The organism is Pseudoxanthomonas sangjuensis (genome assembly GCF_010211755.1).
Classification (GTDB): Bacteria; Pseudomonadota; Gammaproteobacteria; order Xanthomonadales; family Xanthomonadaceae; genus Pseudoxanthomonas_A; species Pseudoxanthomonas_A sangjuensis.
Window position 1 is genome coordinate 161,778 of sequence record NZ_PDWR01000001.1, and the last position, 21,442, is coordinate 183,219.

Genomic DNA, 21,442 nt, shown 5'->3' on the forward strand with positions numbered 1-21,442 from the left:
GGGCTTGGTAGTTGAAAACGGTTACATGGCAGAATAGCCCGAATGTGCCACGGTGTCATCGATGCCGGGCACAAAGGCGAGCGTCGCGGGAGGGGCCCGCGGGCGTCGCGTCCCCTCGGGAGCGGGTATGGCGGATGTGCGGCTGGAACAGGTACGCAAGGTCTATCCGGACGGCCACGTCGCCGTGCACGGGGCCACGTTCGAGGTCGCCGACGGCGAACTGATGGTGCTGGTCGGCCCGTCGGGCTGCGGCAAGTCGACGTTGCTGCGGATGATCGCCGGGCTGGAGGAAATCAGCGGCGGCACGCTGAGCATCGGCGGGCGCGTGGTCAACGACGTCGCGCCGAAGGACCGCGACATCGCGATGGTGTTCCAGAACTACGCGCTGTATCCGCAAATGACGGTCGCGGAGAACCTGGCCTTCGGGCTGAAGCTGCGCGGCATCGGCAAGGCCGAGGCGAAGCAGCGCATCGATGCGGCGGCGGAAACGCTGGGGCTCGCCGGCTTGCTCGGCAAGCTGCCGAAGGAGCTTTCCGGCGGCCAGCGCCAGCGCGTGGCGCTGGGCCGCGCGCTGGTGCGCGAACCGAAGGTGTTCCTGCTCGACGAGCCGCTGTCGAACCTCGACGCCAAGCTGCGCAACAACGTGCGCAGCGAGATCGCGCGATTGCACAGGCGACTCGGCGCGACGATGGTCTACGTGACCCACGATCAGGTCGAGGCGATGACCCTGGGCCAGCGCATCGTGGTGTTGAACGAGGGCGTGGTCCAGCAGATCGACACGCCGATGGCGCTGTACGAGCGCCCGGCCAACCTGTTCGTCGCGGGGTTCCTCGGCAGCCCGGCGATGAATTTCCTGCGCGGCGACGCGGCGAAGCGGTTTTCGCCGCATGGCGGGCGCGACGTGGTGCTCGGCATCCGTCCGGAGCACCTGCGGCTGTCGGCGGGCGAGGGCGCGTTGCGCGCGCAGGTCGAGCTGGTCGAGCCGGTCGGCAGCGAGAGTTTCGTGCACCTGCGTTCCGGCGATCACGCGCTGGTGGCGCGGGTCGAACCGGATCGCGCGCCTGCGGTCGGCGACACGGCTGGCTTCGACCTCGCCATCGACCGCCTGCATTTTTTCGATGCGGAATCCGGCCTGCGGCTCATGTAGGAGCGGCGCAAGCCGCGACCGCGCCTTTCCCACATCGACCAATATGTCCGTCAGCCGAACCTCCGGTCGCGGCTGACGCCGCTCCTACAGGAATCGGTCCCCGGTGGAAACAACGAGGGAGGCCGAAGCCTCCCTCCTCGCATCCCGGATCGTCGAAGCGAATCAGCCGCGGCTGACCTCGTAGACCGCCTTGGCCACGTGGTCCAGGTTGCTGGTGCGCAGCGCGGCCACGCAGATGCGGCCGGTGCCGACCGCGTAGACCGCGTATTCCTCGGCCAGCCGCTTCACCTGCGCCGCGCTCAGGCCCGAATACGAGAACATGCCGGCCTGCTTCTGCACGAAGCCGAATTCCGGCGCGCCCAGCGCGGCCAGCTTCTGCACGAAGCCGGCGCGCATCGCGTGGATGCGGTCGCGCATCTCGCCCAGTTCGGCCAGCCATTGCGTGCGCAGCTCGTCGCTGTTCAGCACGCCGGAGACCAGCGTCGCGCCGTGGGTCGGCGGGTTGGAATAGTTGGCGCGGATGAGGCGGCGCACCTGCGACTTCACCCGCGCGGCCTCGTCCCGGTCGCCGCAGACGACGCTCAGCGCGCCGACGCGCTCGCCGTACAGCGAGAACGACTTCGAATACGAGCTGGCCACCACGTAGGCCGGAATGCCCGACGCGCCGAACAGGCGGATCGCGTGGGCGTCGGTGTCGGCGTCCTTGTCGAAGCCCTGGTAGGCCATGTCGATGAACGGAACCAGCCTGCGTTCCTTCACCAGTTCGACGACCTGCTTCCACTGCGCCTGGTCCAGGTCGACGCCGGTCGGGTTGTGGCAGCAGGCGTGCAGCAGGACCACGGTGTTCGGCTCCAGCCTGCCCAGGTCCTCGAGCATGCCGGCGAAGTCGAGGCCGTGGGTCGCCGCGTCGTAGTAGCGGTAATCGACGATCTCGAATTCGACCGCGCCGAACAGCGCGCGGTGGTTTTCCCAGCTCGGCGTGCTGATCGCGACCTTGCTGCCGGCCGGCAGGAACTTCTTCAGGAACTCCGCGCCGACGCGCAGCGCGCCGCTGCCGCCGAGGGTCTGCGCGGTGGTCACGCGGCCGGCGGCCAGCAGTTCCGAATCCGCGCCGAACACCAGCTTCTGCGTGGCCGCGTTGTAGCCGGCCAGGCCGTCGATCGCGATGTACCCGCGCGGGCGGATTTCCTTCAGCAGCGCCTGTTCGACCGCGATGACCGATTTGAGCACCGGGATGCGGCCCTCGTCGTCGCAATAGATGCCCACGCCGAGGTTGGCCTTGATGGCGCGGGGGTCGGCATTGAAGGCATCGGTGATGCCCAGGATCGGATCGCCTGGAACCAGTTCGACGTTTGCGAATACGGACACGGTGAAGGTCGCTCGGAAGGAGGTGGGAGAAGAGGGGCGTCTGCGCGCGGCAAACCATGCGATGTTAACAGGCGCACCCGGTCCGCCCAACGCAAACCTTTGATTCCGTTCGCGCCGCAACCGTCGTTCCGGAGCGGGCGGGGCGATCCCGGGCAGACGGGCCGGGGCCGGCGTCGAAGGCCGGAGCATCGACCCGCGCCGGCCCGTTATACTCACCCATTGGCGCGCGCCGCGTGCCTGGCCGGGGCTTTGGAAATCAAGGCCCTGGAGATGGAACTTCACCCAAATCGACACCTGCGGCAACGCGCCGGCACCTTGCCGGGCGCGGTGCCTGGAAGCCAAACGCCGCATGCGCCTCACCACGATCAAGCTGTCCGGTTTCAAATCCTTCGTCGATCCGACCACCCTGCACTTGCCGACCAACATGACCGGCGTGGTCGGTCCCAACGGCTGCGGCAAGTCCAACGTCATCGATGCGGTGCGCTGGGTCATGGGCGAAAGCTCGGCCAGCCGCCTGCGCGGCGACAACCTGACCGACGTGATCTTCTCCGGCAGCTCGGCGCGCAAGCCGGTGTCGATGGCCACGGTCGAGCTGATCTTCGACAACAGCGACCACACCATCACCGGCGAGTTCGCTGCGTTCAACGAGATCTCGGTCAAGCGCACCGTCGGCCGCGACGCGCAGAGCAACTACTACCTCAACGGCACCAAGTGCCGCCGCCGCGACATCACCGACCTGTTCCTCGGCACCGGCCTGGGCCCGCGCAGCTACTCGATCATCGAGCAGGGCATGATCAGCCAGATCATCGAGGCCAAGCCCGAGGAACTGCGCATCTACCTGGAGGAAGCCGCCGGCATCTCCAAGTACAAGGAGCGCCGCAAGGAAACCGAGACCCGCATCCGCCACACCCGCGAGAACCTCGACCGCCTCAACGACCTGCGCGAGGAAATCGCCAAGCAGCTCGAGCACCTCAAGCGCCAGGCCCGCCAGGCCGAGCAGTACCAGGCGCTGCAGGAAGAGCGCCGGATCAAGGACGCCGAGTGGAAGGCGCTGGAATACCGCGGCCTCGACGGCGAGTTGCAGAAGCTGCGCGAGGCGCTCGCGCAGGAAGAGACCAGGCTGCAGCAGCTGATCGCCGAGCAGCGCGAGGCCGAGGCGAAGATCGAAACCGGCCGCGCCAGCCGCGAGACCGCCAGCGAGGAACTGAACAAGGCGCAGGCCGAGGTCTACCAGGTCGGCAGCACGCTGGCGCGCATCGAGCAGCAGATCCAGCACCAGCGCGAACTGGCGCAGCGCCTGCAGAAGGCGCGCGACGAGGCGCAGAGCGCGCTGGCCGAACTGGGCCAGCACATCAGCGACGACGAGACCAAGCTGACGGTGCTGCGCGCCTCGATCGACGAGGCCATGCCCAAGCTGGAGCAACTGCAGGCCGACGATGGCGCCCGCCAGGATGCGCTGCGCGAGGCCGAGGCGAAGCTCGCCGACTGGCAGCAGCGCGCCGACGCGCATGCCCGCGAAGCCGCCGAAGCGGCCCGTGCGGCCGAAGTCGAGCGCACCCGCGTCGACTACCTCGACAAGCAGGCCTTCGAAGCCGACCGCCGCCGCGAAGCGTTGTCGGGCGAGCGCCTGGGCCTGGACCTCGACGCGCTGGCCGCCAGCTTCGCCGAGGCCTTCGAGCAGCACGAAACCCAGAAGGCTTCGCTGGAAGGCCTGACCGCCGACCTCGAAGCCCGCAAGCACACCGTCACCGAGTTGCAGGACCAGCAGCGCAGCGCGCAGGCCGAACTGGCCGAAGTGCGCAAGCAGGCGCAGGCCGCGCGTGGCCGGCTGTCGTCGCTGGAAGCCCTGCAGCAGGCCGCGCTGGGCCAGGAGCAGGGCGCCGCCGTCGCATGGCTGAAGGCGCGCGGGCTGGACGATGCCGCGCGCGTCGGCGAGAAGCTGGTGGTCGAACCGGGCTGGGAGAACGCGGTCGAAAGCGCGCTGGGCCAGCTGATCGAAGGCGTGCTGGTCGAATCGCCGGAAACCCTGGTCGACGCGTTGGGCGAACTCGGCGAAGGCCGCATCGCGCTGGTGGCTTCCGACGCGGAAGCCGTTTCCTTCGCCCCGACCTCGCTTGCCGCGAAGGTGCAGGGCCCGGCGGCGATCCGTCGCCTGCTCGCGCGCCTGCACGTAGCCGGGGACCTGGCCGAAGCGCGCCGCCTGCTGCCGCAGCTGGGCGACGGCGATTCCATCATCACCCGCAATGGCGAGCGCTTCGGTGCCGGTTGGGTGCGCGTGCTGCGTTCCGGCGCGGCCAAGCAGGGCGCGCTGTTGCGCGAGCGCGAGATCCAGGCGCTGCGTGCCGAGATCGAGCAACTGCAGCACCGCGAACACGAACTGGAGCGCGGCATCGTCGCCTGGCGCGACCGCCTGCTCGCCGCCGAGCAGCAGCGCGAGGACGCGCAGCGCGCGTTGTACATGGCGCACCGCAGCGTTTCCGAACTCGCCGGCCAGCTGCAGAGCCAGCAGGGCCGCGTCGACGCCGCGCGCAACCGCATCGACCGCATCGACGGCGAGCTGGCGCAACTGGCCGAAACCCTCGACACCAGCCGCGAGCAGGCCAGCGAGGCGCGTGGCCGCCTCGAGGAGGCCGTCGCGCGCATGGCCGAACTGGAAACCGCGCGCCAGCAGCTGGAAACCGAACGCCGCGAGCTCGCCGACGCCCGCGACCAGCTGCGCGACGCCGCCCGCGCCTCGCGCGACGCCGCGCACGCGCTGGCGCTGACCGTCGAGTCGCAGCGCGCGCAGATCGTCGCGCTGGAACAGGCGCTGCAGCGCATGGGCAGCCAGCGCGGGCAACTGGACTCGCGCCTGGGCGAACTCGCTTCGCAACTGGCCGAAGGCGATTCGCCGGTGCAGTCGCTGGAAGCCGAGCGCCAGACCGCGCTGGAGCAGCGCGTGCTGGCCGACCGCAAGCTCGGCGAGGCGCGCGCCGCGCTCGACGGCCTCGACAACGAACTGCGCCAGCACGAACAGACCCGCCACCAGCGCGAGGAGCAGTCGCTGCAGCAGCGCGAGCGCATCTCGCAGCGCAAGCTCGACCAGCAGGCGCTGGCGATGAAGGCCGAGGCGCTGACCGAAGCGGTGGTGAAGGCCGGCTTCGAACTCGATGCGGTCATCGCCGCGCTGCCGGAAGTCGCGTCGCTGGCCGACTGGGAGCAGACGGTCAACGCCATCGACGCGAAGATGCGCCGCCTGGAGCCGGTCAATCTGGCCGCGATCCACGAATACGGCGAGGCCGAGCAGCGCAGCCAGTACCTCGATGCGCAGAACGCCGACCTGACCAGCGCGCTGGAGACGCTGGAGGACGCGATCCGCAAGATCGACCGCGAGACCCGCGGCCGCTTCAAGGACACCTTCGACCGCGTCAACGCCAGCGTGCAGGAACTGTATCCGCGCCTGTTCGGCGGCGGCCACGCCTACCTGGAACTGACCGGCGAGGACCTGCTCGACACCGGCGTGACCATCATGGCGCGCCCGCCGGGCAAGCGCGTGTCGAACATCTCGCTGCTGTCCGGCGGCGAGAAGGCGATGACCGCGGTGGCGCTGGTGTTCGCGATCTTCCGCCTCAACCCGGCGCCGTTCTGCCTGCTGGACGAGGTCGATGCGCCGCTCGACGAGGCCAACGTGGGCCGCTTCACCGCGATGGTGAAGGAGATGAGCGAGAAGGTGCAGTTCCTGTTCGTCACCCACAACAAGGCGACGATGGAAGCCGCGCACCAGCTCAGCGGCGTGACCATGCGCGAACCGGGCGTCAGCCGCCTGGTGTCGGTCGACCTGGCCGAAGCCGCGCGCCTGGCCGGCGCGGCCTGAACCCATCCCCCGCCCGCGGGGGAGGGTGCCGAAGGGGGATAAGGCGCGCGAGCGCAGCGAGCCGGCTTTCGCTCGTCATTCCCGCGCAGGGACCCGGCGGCTTTCGCTCATCCGGCCATGCGCGCGCCGAAGCGCGGGGACACTGGATTGCCGCTTCCGCGGCAATGACGGTTCCGGGGAGGAGATGCGTCATCGCATGACCGTCCCGGGCCGACAACCGGTTGCCGCCGGTTTTGCTACCCTGTCGCGAATTCGGAAACAGAGACCCCCGGCACATGTCCGAAATGACCCTGCTCAGAATCGGCATCCTGATCGCCGGACTGATCCTGATCGGCGCGATCGTCTTCTTCGGCAGGCCGAAGAAACCCAGCCAGGGCAGGCGGGTGGAACGCGCCGAGCCGGGTTCGCAGAATGCCGAACGGGTGGAGCCGGGCCTGGGCGACGATGCGCCGGACTACAGTTCCGACGCGGTCAGCCAACCCGAGCTGGGATTGCCGGGCGGCGTGGCGCTGCCGGAGAACGACCTCGGCAAGCGGCCCAGCCAGGACTTCGACAAGATCGTTTCGCTGTACGTGGCGGCGCGCGCCGGCCATACCCTGCGCGGCGAGGACATCGTGGTCGCCGCGGAGAAGACCGGGCTGGTGTTCGGGCACATGAACGTGTTCCACCGGCTGGTCGAGCACCATCCGGAACGCGGACCGGTGTTCAGCATGGCCAACATCATGCAGCCGGGCAGCTTCGACATGACCACGATCCGCGAACTGGAGACGCCGGCCATCGCGTATTTCCTCACGCTGCCTGCGCCGATGCCGGCGCTGGAAGCATGGGACATGATGCTGCCGAACGTGCAGCGCATGGCCGAGTTGCTCGAGGGCGTGGTGCTGGACGACAGCCGCAACGCGCTCGGCCGCCAGCGCATCATGCACATCCGCGAGGAGCTGCGGGCCTACGACCGCCAGCACGAGGCGCCGCCGCTGACCAAGACGCCGCGCTGGTGAGCGCCGTGCCGTGCGCGCAGCCACGGGGATGGCGCGCCGCGGGGAATCCGCACCTTGCCGACCCGGGTAGCCGGTATCCGCGGCCCGGACCGGTTGCCTGCCACGCGCAATTCCGGTATGTCGTCATGCATCGAATGATCGTCACGGAGCGACTGCCATGTCCCAGGAAAACCTGATCGCGGTTGTCACCGATGCCCTGCGCGGACAAGTGCAGGCCGAACTGCCGGCGGAACTGCGGGTTTCGCTCGCAGCGACGGCGTCCGCCGGGGAGGGGGCGGCCGGCGTGTCGGTGCACCTGTTCCGGGTGGCATTGCCGATCGTGGCGCGCTCGGTGCCGCTGCTGTCGGGCGACGGCCGCCGGCTGCGCCCGGAAATGAACCTGCAACTGGATTACCTGCTGGTCGGCCATGCGGACGACGCCCTGCGCGCGCAGGCGAGCCTGGGAGCGGCGATGCGCGCGCTGCTGCAGGCGCCGATGCTGCAGGAGGAATCGGTCCGCCCGCTGCTGTCGCGCCCGGATCTGCTCGATTCGCTGCTGCCGGCGTCGCTGTCGGTGCACTGGAAGGCGCTGGAGTTGCCGCTGCAGGAACAGGCCGCGGTATGGGCGGCGGTCGGCGACAGGATGGGCAACGGCATGTTCTGGCGCGCCGACGTGTCGTGGCAGGGGAAGGCGGAGACCTGAGGTCTCCTTCCCCCGAAAGGGAGCAGAGGTCGGCGAACGGGGTCGTCGGAAAGCTCCCCGTGGCGGTATCGCCTGGATGATTGTCGGCGCGAACCCCGGCCTGCGCCTTCGGCACGCCTTCTCCCGCCGGGGGGAAGGGCTCAATCCATCGCTTTTGCGAACGCCTCGCGGAACTTCGCCATCTCCTCCGCCGTGCCCACGGTGATGCGCACGTGGTTCGGCATCGACTGCCAGCTGCGCCCGACGAAGACCTTGCGTTCCGCCATACGCCGGGCGAAGGCGCGGCCTTCGCCCTTCACGTCGACCATGAAGCAGTTGGCCTGGGTCGGCAGGCAGCGGTAGCCGCGCGACGCCAGCCAGGCGATGGTCTCGGCGCGAACCGTGGCGTTTTCCTGCTTGCGTTCGGCCAGCCGCTGCGGGTTCTGCAGGCTGGCGATGCCCGCCGCCACCGCCGGCACCGGCAGGCTGTTCATGCCGAACAGCACCAGCTTCTGCAGCAGGTCCGGCCGCGCCGCGGCGATGCCCAGGCGCATGCCGGCCATGCCGTAGATCTTCGAGAACGTGCGCAGCACGACCACGTCGGCGCCGGCCTTCACCAGGTCCAGCGTGTCCGGCTCGTCGCTGTAGTGGATGTAGGCCTCGTCGATCAGCAGCACGCTGCCGGCCGGCTTGTTCCGCAGCAGCCAGTCGATGTCCGCGCGCGGGGTGATCGAGCCGGTCGGGTTGTTCGGGTTGCAGAGGTAGACCAGCCCGGCCTTCGCTTCGGCCGCCGCCGCGACCATCGCCCTGACGTCGTGCGCGGCGTCGGCGCGCAGCGGCACGCGCACGGCCTTCGCGCCGTGCGCGTCGGCCATCTGCGCCACCGACTCGAAGGTCGGGTCGGCCACGACCAGCGCCGCCTGCGGCGAGGTGAAGGCCAGCGCCGCCGAATCCAGCGCCACGCCGGAGCCGCAATAGCCGGCGACGCTGTCCTCGCGCAGGCCGTTGAGTTCGGCGAACAGGCCGGTCAGCTCGCGCTGCAGGCCGAACAGGTAGCGGTTGGCGCGCGGCAATGAGGTGGCGGCGGCCTGCAGCGCTTCCGGGAACGGGCCGAGCGGATTCTCGTTGAAGTTCAGCAGCACCGCGTCGGGATCGTCCATGCCCGGCGACGTCGGCGGCAATTGCGTGTGCGCGTCGCCGCTGGCGCCGAGCAGCGGGGCGAGCCCCGCGGTGGCCAGGCTGCAGGCGGAAAGTCCAAGGAAGCCGCGTCGGGACAGGGTCGGGTGCATGCGGGTTTCCTCGCGCGTGGGTTGCCGCGAAGCTAGCGCGGACGCGCATGCGTCGGCAAGGGCGGCGTGGGTAGAATCGCGGCATGACTTCGAAACCCCACGCAAAGGCCGCCGATCCCGCTGCCCGCGCCGCCGAACTGCGCAGGCGCCTCGAGGACGCCAACTACCGCTACCACGTGCTCGACGAGCCGAACATACCGGACGCCGAGTACGACCGGATGCTGCGCGAACTCGACGAGCTGGAGCAGGCGCACCCGGAGCTGGCGACCGCGGATTCGCCGACCCGGCGCGTCGGCAACGCGCCATCGGCGAAGTTCGCCGAAGTGCGCCACGCGATCCCGATGCTGTCGCTGGGCAATGCCTTCAGCGACGAGGAAGTGCGCGACTTCGTCCGCCGCATCGACGAGAAGCTCGAGCGCGGGGAACTGGTGTTCTCCGCCGAACCCAAGCTCGACGGCCTGGCGATCAGCCTGCGCTACGAGCACGGCGTGTTCGTGCAGGGCGCGACCCGCGGCGACGGCGCCAGCGGCGAGGACGTGACCGCGAACCTGAGGACGGTCAAGGCGATCCCGCTGCGCTTGCGCGGCGGCGGCTGGCCGGACCTGCTGGAAGTGCGCGGCGAGGTGTACATGCCGCGCGCCGACTTCGAGAAATACAACGAGCAGGCGCGCCTGCACGGCGGCAAGGTGCTGGCCAATCCGCGCAACGGCGCCGCCGGATCGCTGCGCCAGCTCGATCCGCGCATCACCGCGAAACGGCCGCTGTCGTTCTACGCCTATGCGCTGGGCGCGGTCGATGGCGGCGAGTTGCCGGCCACGCATTCGGCGACGCTGAAGAAGCTGCGCGAATGGGGTTTCCCGGTCAGCCCGCTCAACGACGTGGTGAAGGGCGCCGACGGCCTGCTGGGCTACTACCGGCGCATCGGCCAGGAACGCGACGGCCTGCCGTTCGACATCGACGGCGTGGTCTACAAGCTGGACGACTACGCCGGCCAGCGCGAGATGGGCTTCGTCTCGCGCGCGCCGCGCTGGGCGATCGCGCACAAGTTCCCGGCGCAGGAGCAGACGACCACGGTCGAGGGCATCGAAATCCAGATCGGCCGCACCGGCGCGGCGACGCCGGTCGCGCGGCTGGCGCCGGTGCAGGTCGCCGGCGTCGTCGTCACCAACGCCACGCTGCACAACGCCGACCAGATCGCGCGGCTCGACGTGCGCGTCGGCGATACGGTGATCGTGCGCCGCGCCGGCGACGTGATTCCCGAAGTCGTCAGCGTGGTGCTGGAACACCGCCCGGCGCAAACGCAGCCGTGGAAGATGCCGGCGCATTGCCCGGTCTGCGGCTCCGAGATCGTGCGCGAGGAAGGGCAGGCGGTATGGCGCTGCAGCGGCGAGCTGAGCTGCCCGGCGCAGCGCAAGGAGACGATCCGCCACTTCGCCTCGCGCCGGGCGATGGACATCGAGGGCCTCGGCGACCGCTTCGTCGAGGAGTTGAGCGACCTCGGCTACGTCGAATCGGTCGCCGACCTGTACAAGCTGACCCTCGACGACCTGCTGGAAATGAAGCGCCGGGCCGACGAGCGCGACGGCACCACGCCGGAAACGGTGAAGGCCGGCAAGATCGCGACCAAGTGGGCCGAGAACCTGGTCGAGGCCATCGACCGCAGCCGCGACACCACGCTGGAGCGCTTCCTGTTTGCGCTGGGCATCGAGCACGTCGGCGAGAGCACGGCCAAGGCGCTGTCGCAATGGTTCGGCGACCTGGCGCTGATCCGCAGGCTGCCGTGGCCGCTGTTCAAGCACGTGCCCGACATCGGCGGCGAGGTGGCGCGCGCGCTCGGGCATTTCTTCGACCAGAAGGGCAACCAGCAGGTGATCGATGCGCTGCTCGAGCGCGGCGTGAAGTTCTCCGACACGCACGCGCCCAGCGCGAAACTGCGCGGCGGACTCGACCTGGCGACCTTGCTGGCCGACCTCGAAATCCCCAGGCTCACCGAGGTCCGCGCGAAGCAGCTCGCCGCCGCGTTCCCGTCGGCCGAGGCGATCGTCGACGCGGAGGCGCAGCAATTCGTCGCCGCGGGCCTGCCGGCGGAGGCGGCGAATTCGCTGGCGGCCTGGCTGGAGGAGGCGGGTAACGCCAGGCTGCTGCACGCCAGCGGCGCGATGCTTGCGCACCTGCTCGAGGTCGTGCCGAAGACGCAGGCGGGCAAGGCAGGGCCGCTCGACGGCAAGACCGTGGTGCTGACCGGTGGCCTGGCGTCGATGAGCCGCGACGAGGCAGGCGCGAAGCTCGAAGCGCTCGGTGCCAAGGTCACCGGCAGCGTGTCGAAGAAGACCAACTTCGTCGTCGCCGGCGAGACCGCGGGCTCCAAGCTGGCCAAGGCGCAGGAGTTGGGCATCGAAATCTGGGACGAGGAAAAATTGCTGGCGTTCCTGCAGGAGCAGGAGGCGTGAGCCGGTTCCGGTTCAGCGGTCGCTTCGATGCCCTGCGCCTGCGCGCCTGGCTCAACCGGCTGATCCGCGAGTTCTTCCACCAGCGCAACGTGCTCGAAGTCGAGACCCCGGTGCTGTCGGTCGCCGGCAATACCGATCCGAACATCGCCTCGTTCTCGCTCGAATTCGGCGGCCGCACCGACGGCGCGCCGCGCACGCGCTGGCTGCGCACGTCGCCGGAATTCCCGCTGAAGCGGCTGCTCGCCGCCGGCGTCGGCGATTGCTACGAACTCGGCCGGGTGTTCCGCGATGGCGAGGCCGGCGGCCGCCACAACCCCGAGTTCACGATGCTGGAGTGGTACCGAGTCGGCTGGGACCACCAGCGGCTGATCGACGAAACCGTCGAACTGGTGCGGGCGGCGCTGGCGCTCGTCGGGCGCGACGCCGACGTGTCGAAGACCAGCTTCCGCGACCTGTACTGCGACCGGCTCGGCATCGACCCGCTGCTCGCGACCCTCGACGAACTGCGCGATGCCGGCGCCGGCATCGCCATCGACGGCGAAGGCCTGAACCGCGACGACTGGCTGGACCTGCTGATGACGCACAAGCTGCAGCCGTCCTTCCCGCGGGACCAGCTGCTCGCGGTCCACGACTATCCCGCGTCGCAGTCGGCCCTCGCCCGCGTCCGCGAAGGCGATCCTCCCGTCGCCGAGCGCTTCGAGCTGTACCTCGGCCCATTGGAGTTGGCCAACGGCTACCACGAGCTCAACGACGCGACGGAACAGCGCCGGCGCTTCGAACGCGACCAGTCCGTGCGCCATGAACGCGGCGCGGTGGTTCCGCCGCTCGACGAGCGCCTGCTCGAAGCCCTGCCGGCCCTGCCGGACTGCGCCGGCGTCGCGCTCGGCGTCGACCGCCTGCTGATGGCCCTGCTCGACACGCAACGCATCGCCGACGTGCTGGCGTTCGACTTCACCCGCGCCTGAACGGTCGCGAACGAACGCCGGCCGCGTAAACGGTTTCTTGAATCCGGGTTCATCGAGCCGGTGCGAACGTGCCGGCATTCCGCAACAGCAGGGAGAACGGCGATGCGCGGCATGATCAAGGCGGTCTTCGCAACCGGGCTGGCGGGCGCCGTCGCGGCGCTGTCCGGCTGCGTGCTCGATCCGGTGTACGGCGGCGGTCGTCCGGGCGGCCATCCGACGTATCCGGACTATCCGCCTGCACAGGGCGGCTACCACCCACCCGGCCAGAATTACCCTTCGCCCGGTCATTCGTACGACCGGCAATTCCGTTGCGAGTCCATCGACAATCGCCAGCGCTACTGCAGCGCGGATACGCGCGGCGGCGTGCAACTGGTGCGGCAATTGTCGAAGAGTCCGTGCGTGCGGGGCCGGACCTGGGGCTACGACCGCAACGGCGTCTGGGTTTCGAACGGCTGCCGCGCCGAGTTTCGCAGCGGTGGCGGCGGCTACGGCGGCCAGGATCCCGGCTACGGCGGCCAGGTGGTCCGCTGCGAATCCGTCGACGCGCGTTACCGCCACTGCAACGTCCCGGTGCGGCGCGGCGTGGAACTGACCCGGCAGCTGTCGAAGGCGCGCTGCGTGGAAGGCCGGAACTGGGGCTGGGACCGCCGCGGGATCTGGGTGAATTACGGCTGCCGCGCCGAGTTCCGCGTCTACTGAATCGATTGCCGTCGTTGCCGTGCCGTCGCCGTCCATGCCCTAAAATGGCGGGCATGGACGATATCGACTACGAGCGTTACGACCGCATCCGCCCGATCCGCTGGACCGGCGAGGCGTTGGAACTGCTCGACCAGCGCAAGCTGCCGTTCGCGCAGGAGTGGGTGGCCTGCCGCAGCAGCGACGAAGTCGCCGACGCCATCCATGCCCTGATCGTGCGCGGTGCGCCGGCCATCGGCATCGCCGCCGGCTGGGGCGTGGTGCTGGCGGCGCGCACGGTCATCGCCGAGAACGGCAGGGAGGCGACGCAGAAGCTGGAGCCGGCGCTGCAGCGGCTCAACGCCGCGCGCCCGACCGCGGTCAACCTGGGCTGGGCGCTGGCGCGGATGCGCGACACGCTGGCCAACGCCGGCGCGACCTGGCGCGAAGCGGTGGAACTGGAAGCGCTGGCCATCGCCGAAGAGGACCTGGCCGCGAACCGGCGCATGGGCGCGCTGGGCGCGGCGCTGATCGGGCCGGGCAGCGGCGTGCTGACCCACTGCAACACCGGCTCCCTGGCCACCGCCGGCTTCGGCACCGCGCTGGGCGTGATCCGCGCCGGCGTGGCGCAGGGCCGCATCGCCCGCGTGTTCGCCGACGAAACCCGGCCGTGGCTGCAGGGCGCGCGGCTGACCGTGTGGGAGCTGCAGCAGGACGGCATCGACGCGACCCTGATCGCCGACGCGGCGGCTTCGCACCTGATGAAGACCGGGGCGGTGCAGTGGGTCGTGGTCGGCGCCGACCGCATCTGCGCCAACGGCGATACCGCCAACAAGATCGGCACCTACCAGCTGGCCCTCGCCGCGCGCCACCATGGGGTGAAGTTCATGGTCGTGGCGCCGTCTTCGACGGTCGACATGGCCACGGCCTCGGGCGACCTGATCGAGATCGAGGAACGCGACCCGGCCGAGTTGCTCGGCGTCGGCGGCGTGCGCACCGTGGCCGAGGGGATCAAGGCCTGGAACCCGGTGTTCGACGTCACGCCGGGCGATCTGATCGACGCCATCGTCACCGAGAAGGGCGTGATCGAGAAGCCGGATACGGCGAAGATGCGGGCGGCTTTCCCGGCCTGACCGGACTGGTCCGGGCAGCCTTCATCGCGCGTGGAACCTGCCCCGGAAGACCGCTTCGCGGGCCACCCGCGCGCCATGCGTCCCGGGTGGCGAAAATTTCGCCTAAGTGACTGATTTTTCCGGCCAAAAACCGGCCGGCCGCAGCCCCTTCTGTGGTACAATTTCCGTGCCGCGAATCACACCCGAAAACCGCCCGCCGGACTCGCTCGGGCAGCCCGGTTTCTGGCCGTGAAACGCCGCATCCCAACTGCACCAGCACGGAATTCGAATGGCCGATCCCGCCAAGGAAATCATCCCCGTCAACCTCGAAGACGAGATGCGCAAGAGCTACCTCGATTACGCGATGAGCGTGATCGTGGGCCGCGCCCTCCCGGACGTCCGCGACGGCCTCAAGCCCGTCCACCGCCGCGTCCTCTTCGCGATGAACGAGCTCGGCGCGCACAGCAACAAGCCGTACTACAAGTCCGCCCGCATCGTCGGCGACGTCATCGGTAAGTACCACCCGCACGGCGACCAGTCCGTCTACGACACGCTGGTGCGCATGGCGCAGCCGTTCTCGCTGCGCTACCTGCTGGTCGACGGGCAGGGCAACTTCGGCTCGATCGACGGCGACAACGCCGCGGCGATGCGTTACACCGAAGCGCGCATGTCGCGCCTGACCCACGAGCTGATGGCGGACATCGACAAGGAAACCGTCGACTTCCAGCCCAACTACGACGAAAAGGAACTGGAGCCGACGGTCATGCCGACCCGGTTCCCGAACCTGCTGATCAACGGCTCGGCCGGCATCGCGGTCGGCATGGCGACGAACATCCCGCCGCACAACCTGTCCGAAGTCACCGATGGCCTGATCGCGCTGATCGACGACCCGTCGATCGACGTCGACGGCCTGATGCAGTACATCCCGGGCCCGGATTTCCCCACTGCCGGCATCATCAACGGCACCGCCGGCATCATCAACGGCTACCGCACCGGCCGCGGCCGCGTGCGCATGCGCGCCAAGGCCGAGGTCGAGGTCGACGACCGCACCGGCCGCGAGGCGATCATCGTCACCGAGATCCCGTACCAGGTGAACAAGGCGCGGCTGATCGAGAAGATCGCCGAGCTGGTCAAGGAGAAGAAGCTCGAAGGCATCAGCGAACTGCGCGACGAGTCCGACAAGGACGGCATGCGCATCTACATCGAGGTCAAGCGCGGCGAATCGGCCGAGGTCGTGCTCAACAACCTGTATTCGCAGACGCCGATGGAATCGGTGTTCGGCATCAACATGGTCGCGCTGGTCGACGGCCGCCCGCAGCTGCTGAACCTGAAGCAGATGCTGGAGGCGTTCATCCGCCACCGCCGCGAGGTGGTCACCCGCCGCACCATCTTCGAACTGCGCAAGGCGCGCAACCGCGCGCACATCCTCGAAGGCCTGACCGTCGCGCTGGCCAATATCGACGAGATGATCGAGCTGATCAAGACCTCGGCGAACCCGCAGGAAGCCAAGGAACGCATGCTGGCCAAGCGCTGGGCGCCGGGCCTGGTCGGTTCGCTGCTGGCCGCGGCCGGCGCCGGGGCCTCGCGTCCGGAAGACCTGCCGCAGGGCGTCGGCTTCCTCGACGGCGAATACCAGTTGACCGACGTGCAGGCCACGCAGATCCTCGAGATGCGCCTGCACCGCCTGACCGGGCTGGAGCAGGAAAAGCTGACCGAGGAATACAGGGAGCTGCTGGATACCATCGCCGGCCTGATCCGCATCCTCGAAAACCCGGACGTGCTGAAGCAGGTCATCCGCGACGAACTGCTGAACCTGAAGGAAGAGTTCGGCGACGCGCGGCGCAGCGAGATCCGCCAGAGCGAGGAAGACCTCGACATCCTCGACCTGATCGCGCCGGAAGACGTGGTCGTGACCCTGTCGCACGCCGGTTACGCCAAGCGCCAGCCGGCCAGCGCGTACCGCGCGCAGCGTCGCGGCGGCCGCGGCCGCAGCGCGGCGGCGACCAAGGAAGAGGATTTCATCGACCAGTTGTGGCTGGTCAATACCCACGACACGCTGCTGACCTTCACCAGCAACGGCAAGGTGTTCTGGCTGCCGGTGCACCTGTTGCCGGAAGCCGGCTCGAACGCGCGCGGTCGCCCGATCGTCAACTGGATCCCGCTGGAACCGGACGAAAAGGTGCAGGCGGTGCTGCCGGTGCGCGAATACAACGAAGGCCGCTACGTGTTCTTCGCGACCAGGGGCGGCACGGTCAAGAAGACCCCGCTGACCGAATTCGCCTTCCGCCTGGCGCGCGGCAAGATCGCGATCAACCTGGACGAAGGCGATGCGCTGGTCGGCGTGGCGCTGACCGACGGCGAGCGCGACATCATGCTGTTCGCCAGCAACGGCAAGGCGGTGCGCTTCGCCGAGAACGAAGTGCGCGCGATGGGCCGCACCGCCACCGGCGTGCGCGGCATCAGGCTGGCGCCGGGCGAGGAAGTGCGCAGCCTGGTCGTGGTCGAAGGCGACGGCGACATCCTCACCGCCAGCGAGAACGGCTACGGCAAGCGCACGCCGGTCGACGAGTACCCGCGCAAGGGCCGCGGCACGCAGGGCGTGATCGCGATCCAGACCACCGAGCGCAACGGCAAGCTGGTCGGCGCGATCCAGCTGACCGAGCAGCACGAGGTCCTGCTGATCTCCGACGGCGGCACGCTGGTGCGCACGCGCGCGGCGGAAATCTCGCAGGTCGGCCGCAACACCCAGGGCGTCACCCTGATGCGCCTGTCGGAAGGCGAAGTGCTGCAGGCGGTGGAGCGTCTCGATGCGTCGCTGGACGACGACGAAGGTGAAGGCGAGGGCGAGGGCGACAACCCGATGCCGCCCGGCCCTCCGGCCGAGCAACCGCAGGCCTGACGGAAGCAAGAAGCCCCGGTGGAAGCCGGGGCTTTTTTCGTCGAGCGGGTCCGGGCTTCCCGCGGGAGCCGCTCCCGCGAAGATCGGGAGCGGGGCCTCAGGGCAAATGCTCCAGCACGTATTCCGCCGACGACACCTTGTACTCGCCCGGCGCCTCGACCCACAGCCCCTTCACCACGCCGTCCTCGGCGTACAGCGCATAGCGCTTCGAGCGCAGGCCCATGCCGTAGCCGCTCGCGTCCATCTCCAGCCCCAGCGCGCGCGCCAGCTCGGCGTTGCCGTCGGCCAGCATCGGCAAGCCGTCGGGCACGCCCTGCGACTTGCCCCAGGCCTGCATCACGAACGGATCGTTGACCGAGGTGCAATAGACCTGGATGCCGCGGCGCAGGAAGTCGTCGTAATGCTCGACGAAGCCGGGCAGGTGGCATTCCGAGCAGGTCGGCGTGAACGCGCCGGGCACCGCGAACAGCACCACCTTCTTGCCTTCGAACAGGGCGCCCGTGTCCAGCGTTTCCACGCCGTTGCGGATCAGCTTGACGGTCACTTCGGGAATGCGTTCGCCGATCTGGATGCTCATGCACGTGCTCCGTTCGCGGGCCGGGGGAGGTGGATCCGATTCTAGATGAATCGGTCGTAGCTGGCGGCAAAACCGACGTTTTCAAGGCGCTTGAAAACGCCGCGCCGGGGGCCATTTTGCCTTCAACGCGGCGGCATGCCGCTTCCAGACACCGGAGCCTCCACATGTACCTGTATCCCAACATCCCCGATCGCCTGTACCGGCGACTGTTCGACGACCTGCGCGTCGCCGGCCTCCAGAACACCGTTCCCGCATGGACGCCGCGCGTCGACGTGAAGGAGGAAGCCGCGCGTTACGTCGTTTATTTCGACGTGCCCGGCATCGACCCGCAGGACATCGAGATCCAGGCCGAGCGCAACCAGCTCGTCGTCAAGGGCGAGCGCAAGCGCGAAGCCGCCGCCGAAGGCGAGAACTTCAGCCGCATCGAGCGCGTCCATGGCGCCTTCGAACGCCGCTTCTCGCTGCCCGAGACCGCCGATGCCGATGCGATCACCGCGACCGGCCGCAACGGCGTGCTGGAGATCAGCATCCCGAAGAAGCCGCAGTCGCAACCGCGCAAGATCCGCGTGGGCGTGAACCCGCTGGACGGCGCGGACGAGGCGCCGCAGTCGGTGCAATAACGGCGCCGGGGCCCGCGCGGATGCGGCGGGTCCGGCGCGTGGTCCATGTCTTAGAATCGGCCCGCGGCTGCAAGACCGCGGGCCGTTTGCGTTGAACCAAGGGGCAGTCGATGGAATTCAAGGATTACTACGCCATCCTGGGGGTAGAGCCCAGCGCCGGCGAAGCCGAGATCAAGACGGCCTACCGCCGGCTGGCGCGCAAGTACCACCCGGACGTGAGCAAGGAAGCCGGGGCCGAGGAGAAGTTCAAGGCGGTCAACGAGGCCTACGAGGCGCTGCGCGATCCGCAGAAGCGCGCCGCCTACGACCAGCTGCGCGCGCAGGGTTACCGGCCGGGCGAGGAATTCCAGCCCCCCCCGAATTTCGGCGGCGGCTTCGGCGGCCCGGGCGGTTTCGATTTCGAGGAAATCTTCGGCAGCGCCGGTGGCACGGGCGGTGGCTTCAGCGACTTCTTCGAGGGCCTGTTCGGCCGCCGCGCCGGCAATGCCCGCGCCGCGCCGCGCGGCGACTCGCGGGCCAAGTTCGCGGTGCCCCTGCAGGCGGTATACGACGGCGGCAGCGTGCGCATCACCCTCAACGGCAGGCAACTGGACGTGCGCGTGCCGAAAGGGGTGCGGCCGGGCCAGGTGATCCGCCTGGCCGGGCAGGGCAACGGCGGCGGCAACCTGCTGCTGGAAATCGAGTACGCGGCGCATCCGCAGTTCGAGGTCGACGGCCGCAACATCCTGTACACGCTGCCGGTGGCGCCGTGGCAGGCGGCGTTGGGCGCCACGCTGAGCGTGCCGACGCTGGGCGGCGCGGTCGAGGTCAAGGTGCCGCCGGATTCGGAGGCCGGGCGCAAGCTGCGCCTGCGCGGTCGCGGCCTGCCCGGCAGCGGCTCGACGCCGGCCGGCGACCAGATCGTCGAGCTGGAAGTCACCGCGCCGCGCGCGGAGAACGCCGCGCAGCGGCAGGCTTATGCCGCCCTGCGCGACGCCTTCGGCGGTGGCTGAGGGCCGCGCCGGTCAGTTGCGCGCAGGCGGGTTTTCGCCGCCCTGCGTCGCCTGCAGCGCCGCGGCCACGTACACCAGCGGCGCGTTCCAGTTGATCGCCACTTCGTTGCTGGCGTAGCTGCAGACACGGTCGATGTAGGCCAGCGCGGGCAGCGCGGACGGATACGGCGATGCCGCGCAGTCCCTCGCGTCCTGCCGGCCCGGATTCGGCCCGCCGGCCAGCCAGCCGGGAACGGGTTCGGCAATGCCGTCGGCTTCGGAAACGCGGTGATGGACATGCAGCGGCGGCCGCGTGCCGAAGCCGGTGACGAAGGATCGCGCCAGCGGATTGCGCCCCAGCACGTAATCCAGCTGCGACTGCGCCGCGTCCAGGTAATCGCGCCGGCCGCGCAATCGGTAGGCCTGCATCAGCACCATCGCCTGGTTCATCGCGACGGCGTTGCTGCCCCAGACGAAATCCGCGGGCTGCATGGCGACGCGATAGGCGGAGCGCTTCCATTGCCGCACCAGCGCATCGGCCATTCCGGAAACGCGTTCTTCGATCAGTGCCCCGTCCGCGTGCGGGGTCAGTCGATCGCGATGCGCGGCCAGCGCCATCCACGCCAGGCCGCCGACCTCGTTCCACGAGGGCACGCGTGGCGCCACGCCGCGCGCGATGAACTCGTCGTAGAACGCATCGTCGCCGGTCGCGAGGTACAGTTCGGCGGCAGCCCAGGCGAACTCGTCGTCGAGCTTCCTGTCGCCGTATTCGCCGGTGGACACATCGGCCGGCTGCCGGTAGATGTCCTGCGGGTGCCGTTGCGCCCATGCCCATGCGGCCTTTGCGGCGGCCAACATCCGCGCGGCAACGCCGGGGAACTGCGCTTCGTAGCGCGCATAGACCCGGCTGGCCTGCGCCATCGATGCGGCGAAGCCGAGCGCGGCGGCCGTGCTCTTCTGCACTACGTAGCGCTGCGCGTGCGCATCCGCAGGCATGACGAAGCCTGCGAATTTCAACGTGGTCAGCTTGTGGTAGACGCCGCCGTCGGCAGGGTCCTGCATGGACAGCATCCATTCCAGGTTCCACCACGCCTCGTGCAGCAGGTCGGGCGCATCGCTACCGCTCTCGGGGATGTCCAGGTCCTGCGCAGCGAACGCTTGCGGGAAATCCTGCCATGCGGCCAGCAGGGTCCAGGTGGTGATCGCGGAGTTGACGATGTATTTGTTGTAGTCGCCGGCGTCGTACCAGCCTTTGGGCGAGGAAATCTTCGTGCCCGCCGGCCGCGCGGGCGAGGCCGCCGAGGCATGCACCAGCACGGCGTCGTCCGGATGCCCGGCGGCGCGCGCGAAACGGCCGGCGTGGGCGGCATCCAGCGCGGTGCCGGCGCGGTTGAAGTAGAAGGCCTTCACCGCGGCGGCGGCGAGCGGGGCATAGGCGTCGCCGGCGACGACGAATTCGTCCGATGGCGGCAGGCCGTCGATGCGCAGGCGATAACGTCCGGGTTGGGCCAATGCGGAGAAGTCGGCGATGCGCACGCGGCGATCGGCCGGCTTCCATTCGGCCGCGGCGCCGAGCTTGCCGGTGTAGGCGGCTTTGCCGCTGGCGACGTGTTCGACGATGAAGTCGTTTTGCGCCGTGGCCGGCACCGTCGCCAGCTTTTGCGAGGCGGGCAGGTAGCCGACCTGGTTGATGCCGATGGCGGGGTCCCGGGCGAATGCGTGGGGGAACGGCAACGACAGCTGGACGGCGATCACGATCGCCGCGCACGAATGCCTTCGCGCGTTTCCAACATGCGGCCGGAACTTCATGGGGCGGCCCTCCGCGATTCGGTCGGTGGAGAAAGACCCGCGCGGCTG

General features: G+C 69.3%; 15 protein-coding genes. 11 read left to right on the forward strand and 4 right to left on the reverse strand.

What is annotated here, in order from left to right:
* Nucleotides 1-127: 127 nt before the first annotated feature.
* Entirely contained in the window at nucleotides 128-1,147 is a 1,020-nt protein-coding gene (locus tag CSC71_RS00775) for an ABC transporter ATP-binding protein (RefSeq protein WP_162372430.1), read from the forward strand.
* Between the two features lie 162 nt (nucleotides 1,148-1,309).
* Here the strand turns inward: CSC71_RS00775 and CSC71_RS00780 are convergent, their stop codons facing one another.
* Nucleotides 1,310-2,515: an amino acid aminotransferase gene (locus CSC71_RS00780; RefSeq protein WP_162372431.1), complete on the reverse strand. Its 1,206-nt coding sequence runs from the start codon at nucleotides 2,513-2,515 to the stop codon at nucleotides 1,310-1,312.
* Nucleotides 2,516-2,864: 349 nt separating this feature from the next.
* Here CSC71_RS00780 and smc point away from each other — a divergent pair, with 349 nt between their 5' ends.
* The 3 genes from smc (at nucleotide 2,865) to CSC71_RS00795 (ending at nucleotide 8,048) form a co-directional block, all read left to right on the forward strand.
* Nucleotides 2,865-6,368, forward strand: coding sequence for a chromosome segregation protein SMC (gene smc, locus CSC71_RS00785; RefSeq protein ID WP_162372432.1), 3,504 nt, complete (start codon nucleotides 2,865-2,867; stop codon nucleotides 6,366-6,368).
* 275 nt (nucleotides 6,369-6,643) lie between these two features.
* Nucleotides 6,644-7,366, forward strand: coding sequence for a cell division protein ZipA (zipA, locus tag CSC71_RS00790; RefSeq protein ID WP_162372433.1), 723 nt, complete (start codon nucleotides 6,644-6,646; stop codon nucleotides 7,364-7,366).
* A 157-nt stretch (nucleotides 7,367-7,523) separates the two neighbouring features.
* Nucleotides 7,524-8,048, forward strand: a complete 525-nt coding sequence (locus tag CSC71_RS00795; protein ID WP_162372434.1) for a Pvc16 family protein — start codon at nucleotides 7,524-7,526, stop codon at nucleotides 8,046-8,048.
* Nucleotides 8,049-8,188: 140 nt separating this feature from the next.
* Here the strand turns inward: CSC71_RS00795 and CSC71_RS00800 are convergent, their stop codons facing one another.
* Nucleotides 8,189-9,316, reverse strand: coding sequence for a pyridoxal phosphate-dependent aminotransferase (locus CSC71_RS00800; RefSeq protein WP_162372435.1), 1,128 nt, complete (start codon nucleotides 9,314-9,316; stop codon nucleotides 8,189-8,191).
* 83 nt (nucleotides 9,317-9,399) lie between these two features.
* Between CSC71_RS00800 and ligA the strand changes: the two genes are divergently transcribed.
* From ligA to gyrA, 5 genes are all read left to right on the forward strand, one after another.
* Nucleotides 9,400-11,766, forward strand: a complete 2,367-nt coding sequence (gene ligA / locus CSC71_RS00805; RefSeq protein WP_162372436.1) for an NAD-dependent DNA ligase LigA — start codon at nucleotides 9,400-9,402, stop codon at nucleotides 11,764-11,766.
* Nucleotides 11,763-12,731 carry an EF-P lysine aminoacylase EpmA gene (gene epmA / locus CSC71_RS00810; RefSeq protein ID WP_162372437.1) on the forward strand — a complete coding sequence of 323 codons (969 nt, stop codon included), beginning with the start codon at nucleotides 11,763-11,765 and terminating at the stop codon, nucleotides 12,729-12,731. The genes ligA and epmA overlap by 4 nt, the downstream gene beginning before the upstream one ends.
* A 102-nt stretch (nucleotides 12,732-12,833) precedes the next feature.
* Nucleotides 12,834-13,430, forward strand: a complete 597-nt coding sequence (locus CSC71_RS00815; RefSeq protein ID WP_162372438.1) for a DUF3011 domain-containing protein — start codon at nucleotides 12,834-12,836, stop codon at nucleotides 13,428-13,430.
* A gap of 44 nt (nucleotides 13,431-13,474) precedes the next feature.
* A complete protein-coding gene (mtnA, locus tag CSC71_RS00820; RefSeq protein WP_425501900.1) occupies nucleotides 13,475-14,539 on the forward strand; it encodes an S-methyl-5-thioribose-1-phosphate isomerase in 1,065 nt (354 codons plus the stop codon).
* 268 nt (nucleotides 14,540-14,807) lie between these two features.
* On the forward strand, nucleotides 14,808-17,417 hold the full coding sequence (gene gyrA, locus CSC71_RS00825; protein WP_162372440.1) for a DNA gyrase subunit A: 2,610 nt from the start codon (nucleotides 14,808-14,810) through the stop codon (nucleotides 17,415-17,417).
* Nucleotides 17,418-17,514: 97 nt separating this feature from the next.
* On the opposite strand, the gene CSC71_RS00830 is transcribed toward gyrA, so the two are convergent.
* Nucleotides 17,515-17,994 carry a peroxiredoxin gene (locus CSC71_RS00830; protein ID WP_162372441.1) on the reverse strand — a complete coding sequence of 160 codons (480 nt, stop codon included), beginning with the start codon at nucleotides 17,992-17,994 and terminating at the stop codon, nucleotides 17,515-17,517.
* Between the two features lie 164 nt (nucleotides 17,995-18,158).
* On the opposite strand from CSC71_RS00830, the gene CSC71_RS00835 reads away from it, so the two are divergent.
* Nucleotides 18,159-18,614: an Hsp20/alpha crystallin family protein gene (locus CSC71_RS00835; protein WP_162372442.1), complete on the forward strand. Its 456-nt coding sequence runs from the start codon at nucleotides 18,159-18,161 to the stop codon at nucleotides 18,612-18,614.
* 110 nt (nucleotides 18,615-18,724) lie between these two features.
* Nucleotides 18,725-19,606, forward strand: a complete 882-nt coding sequence (locus CSC71_RS00840; protein ID WP_162372443.1) for a DnaJ C-terminal domain-containing protein — start codon at nucleotides 18,725-18,727, stop codon at nucleotides 19,604-19,606.
* Between the two features lie 12 nt (nucleotides 19,607-19,618).
* On the opposite strand, the gene CSC71_RS00845 is transcribed toward CSC71_RS00840, so the two are convergent.
* Nucleotides 19,619-21,340, reverse strand: coding sequence for a glycoside hydrolase family 9 protein (locus CSC71_RS00845; protein WP_343037669.1), 1,722 nt, complete (start codon nucleotides 21,338-21,340; stop codon nucleotides 19,619-19,621).
* Nucleotides 21,341-21,442 lie beyond the last annotated feature (102 nt).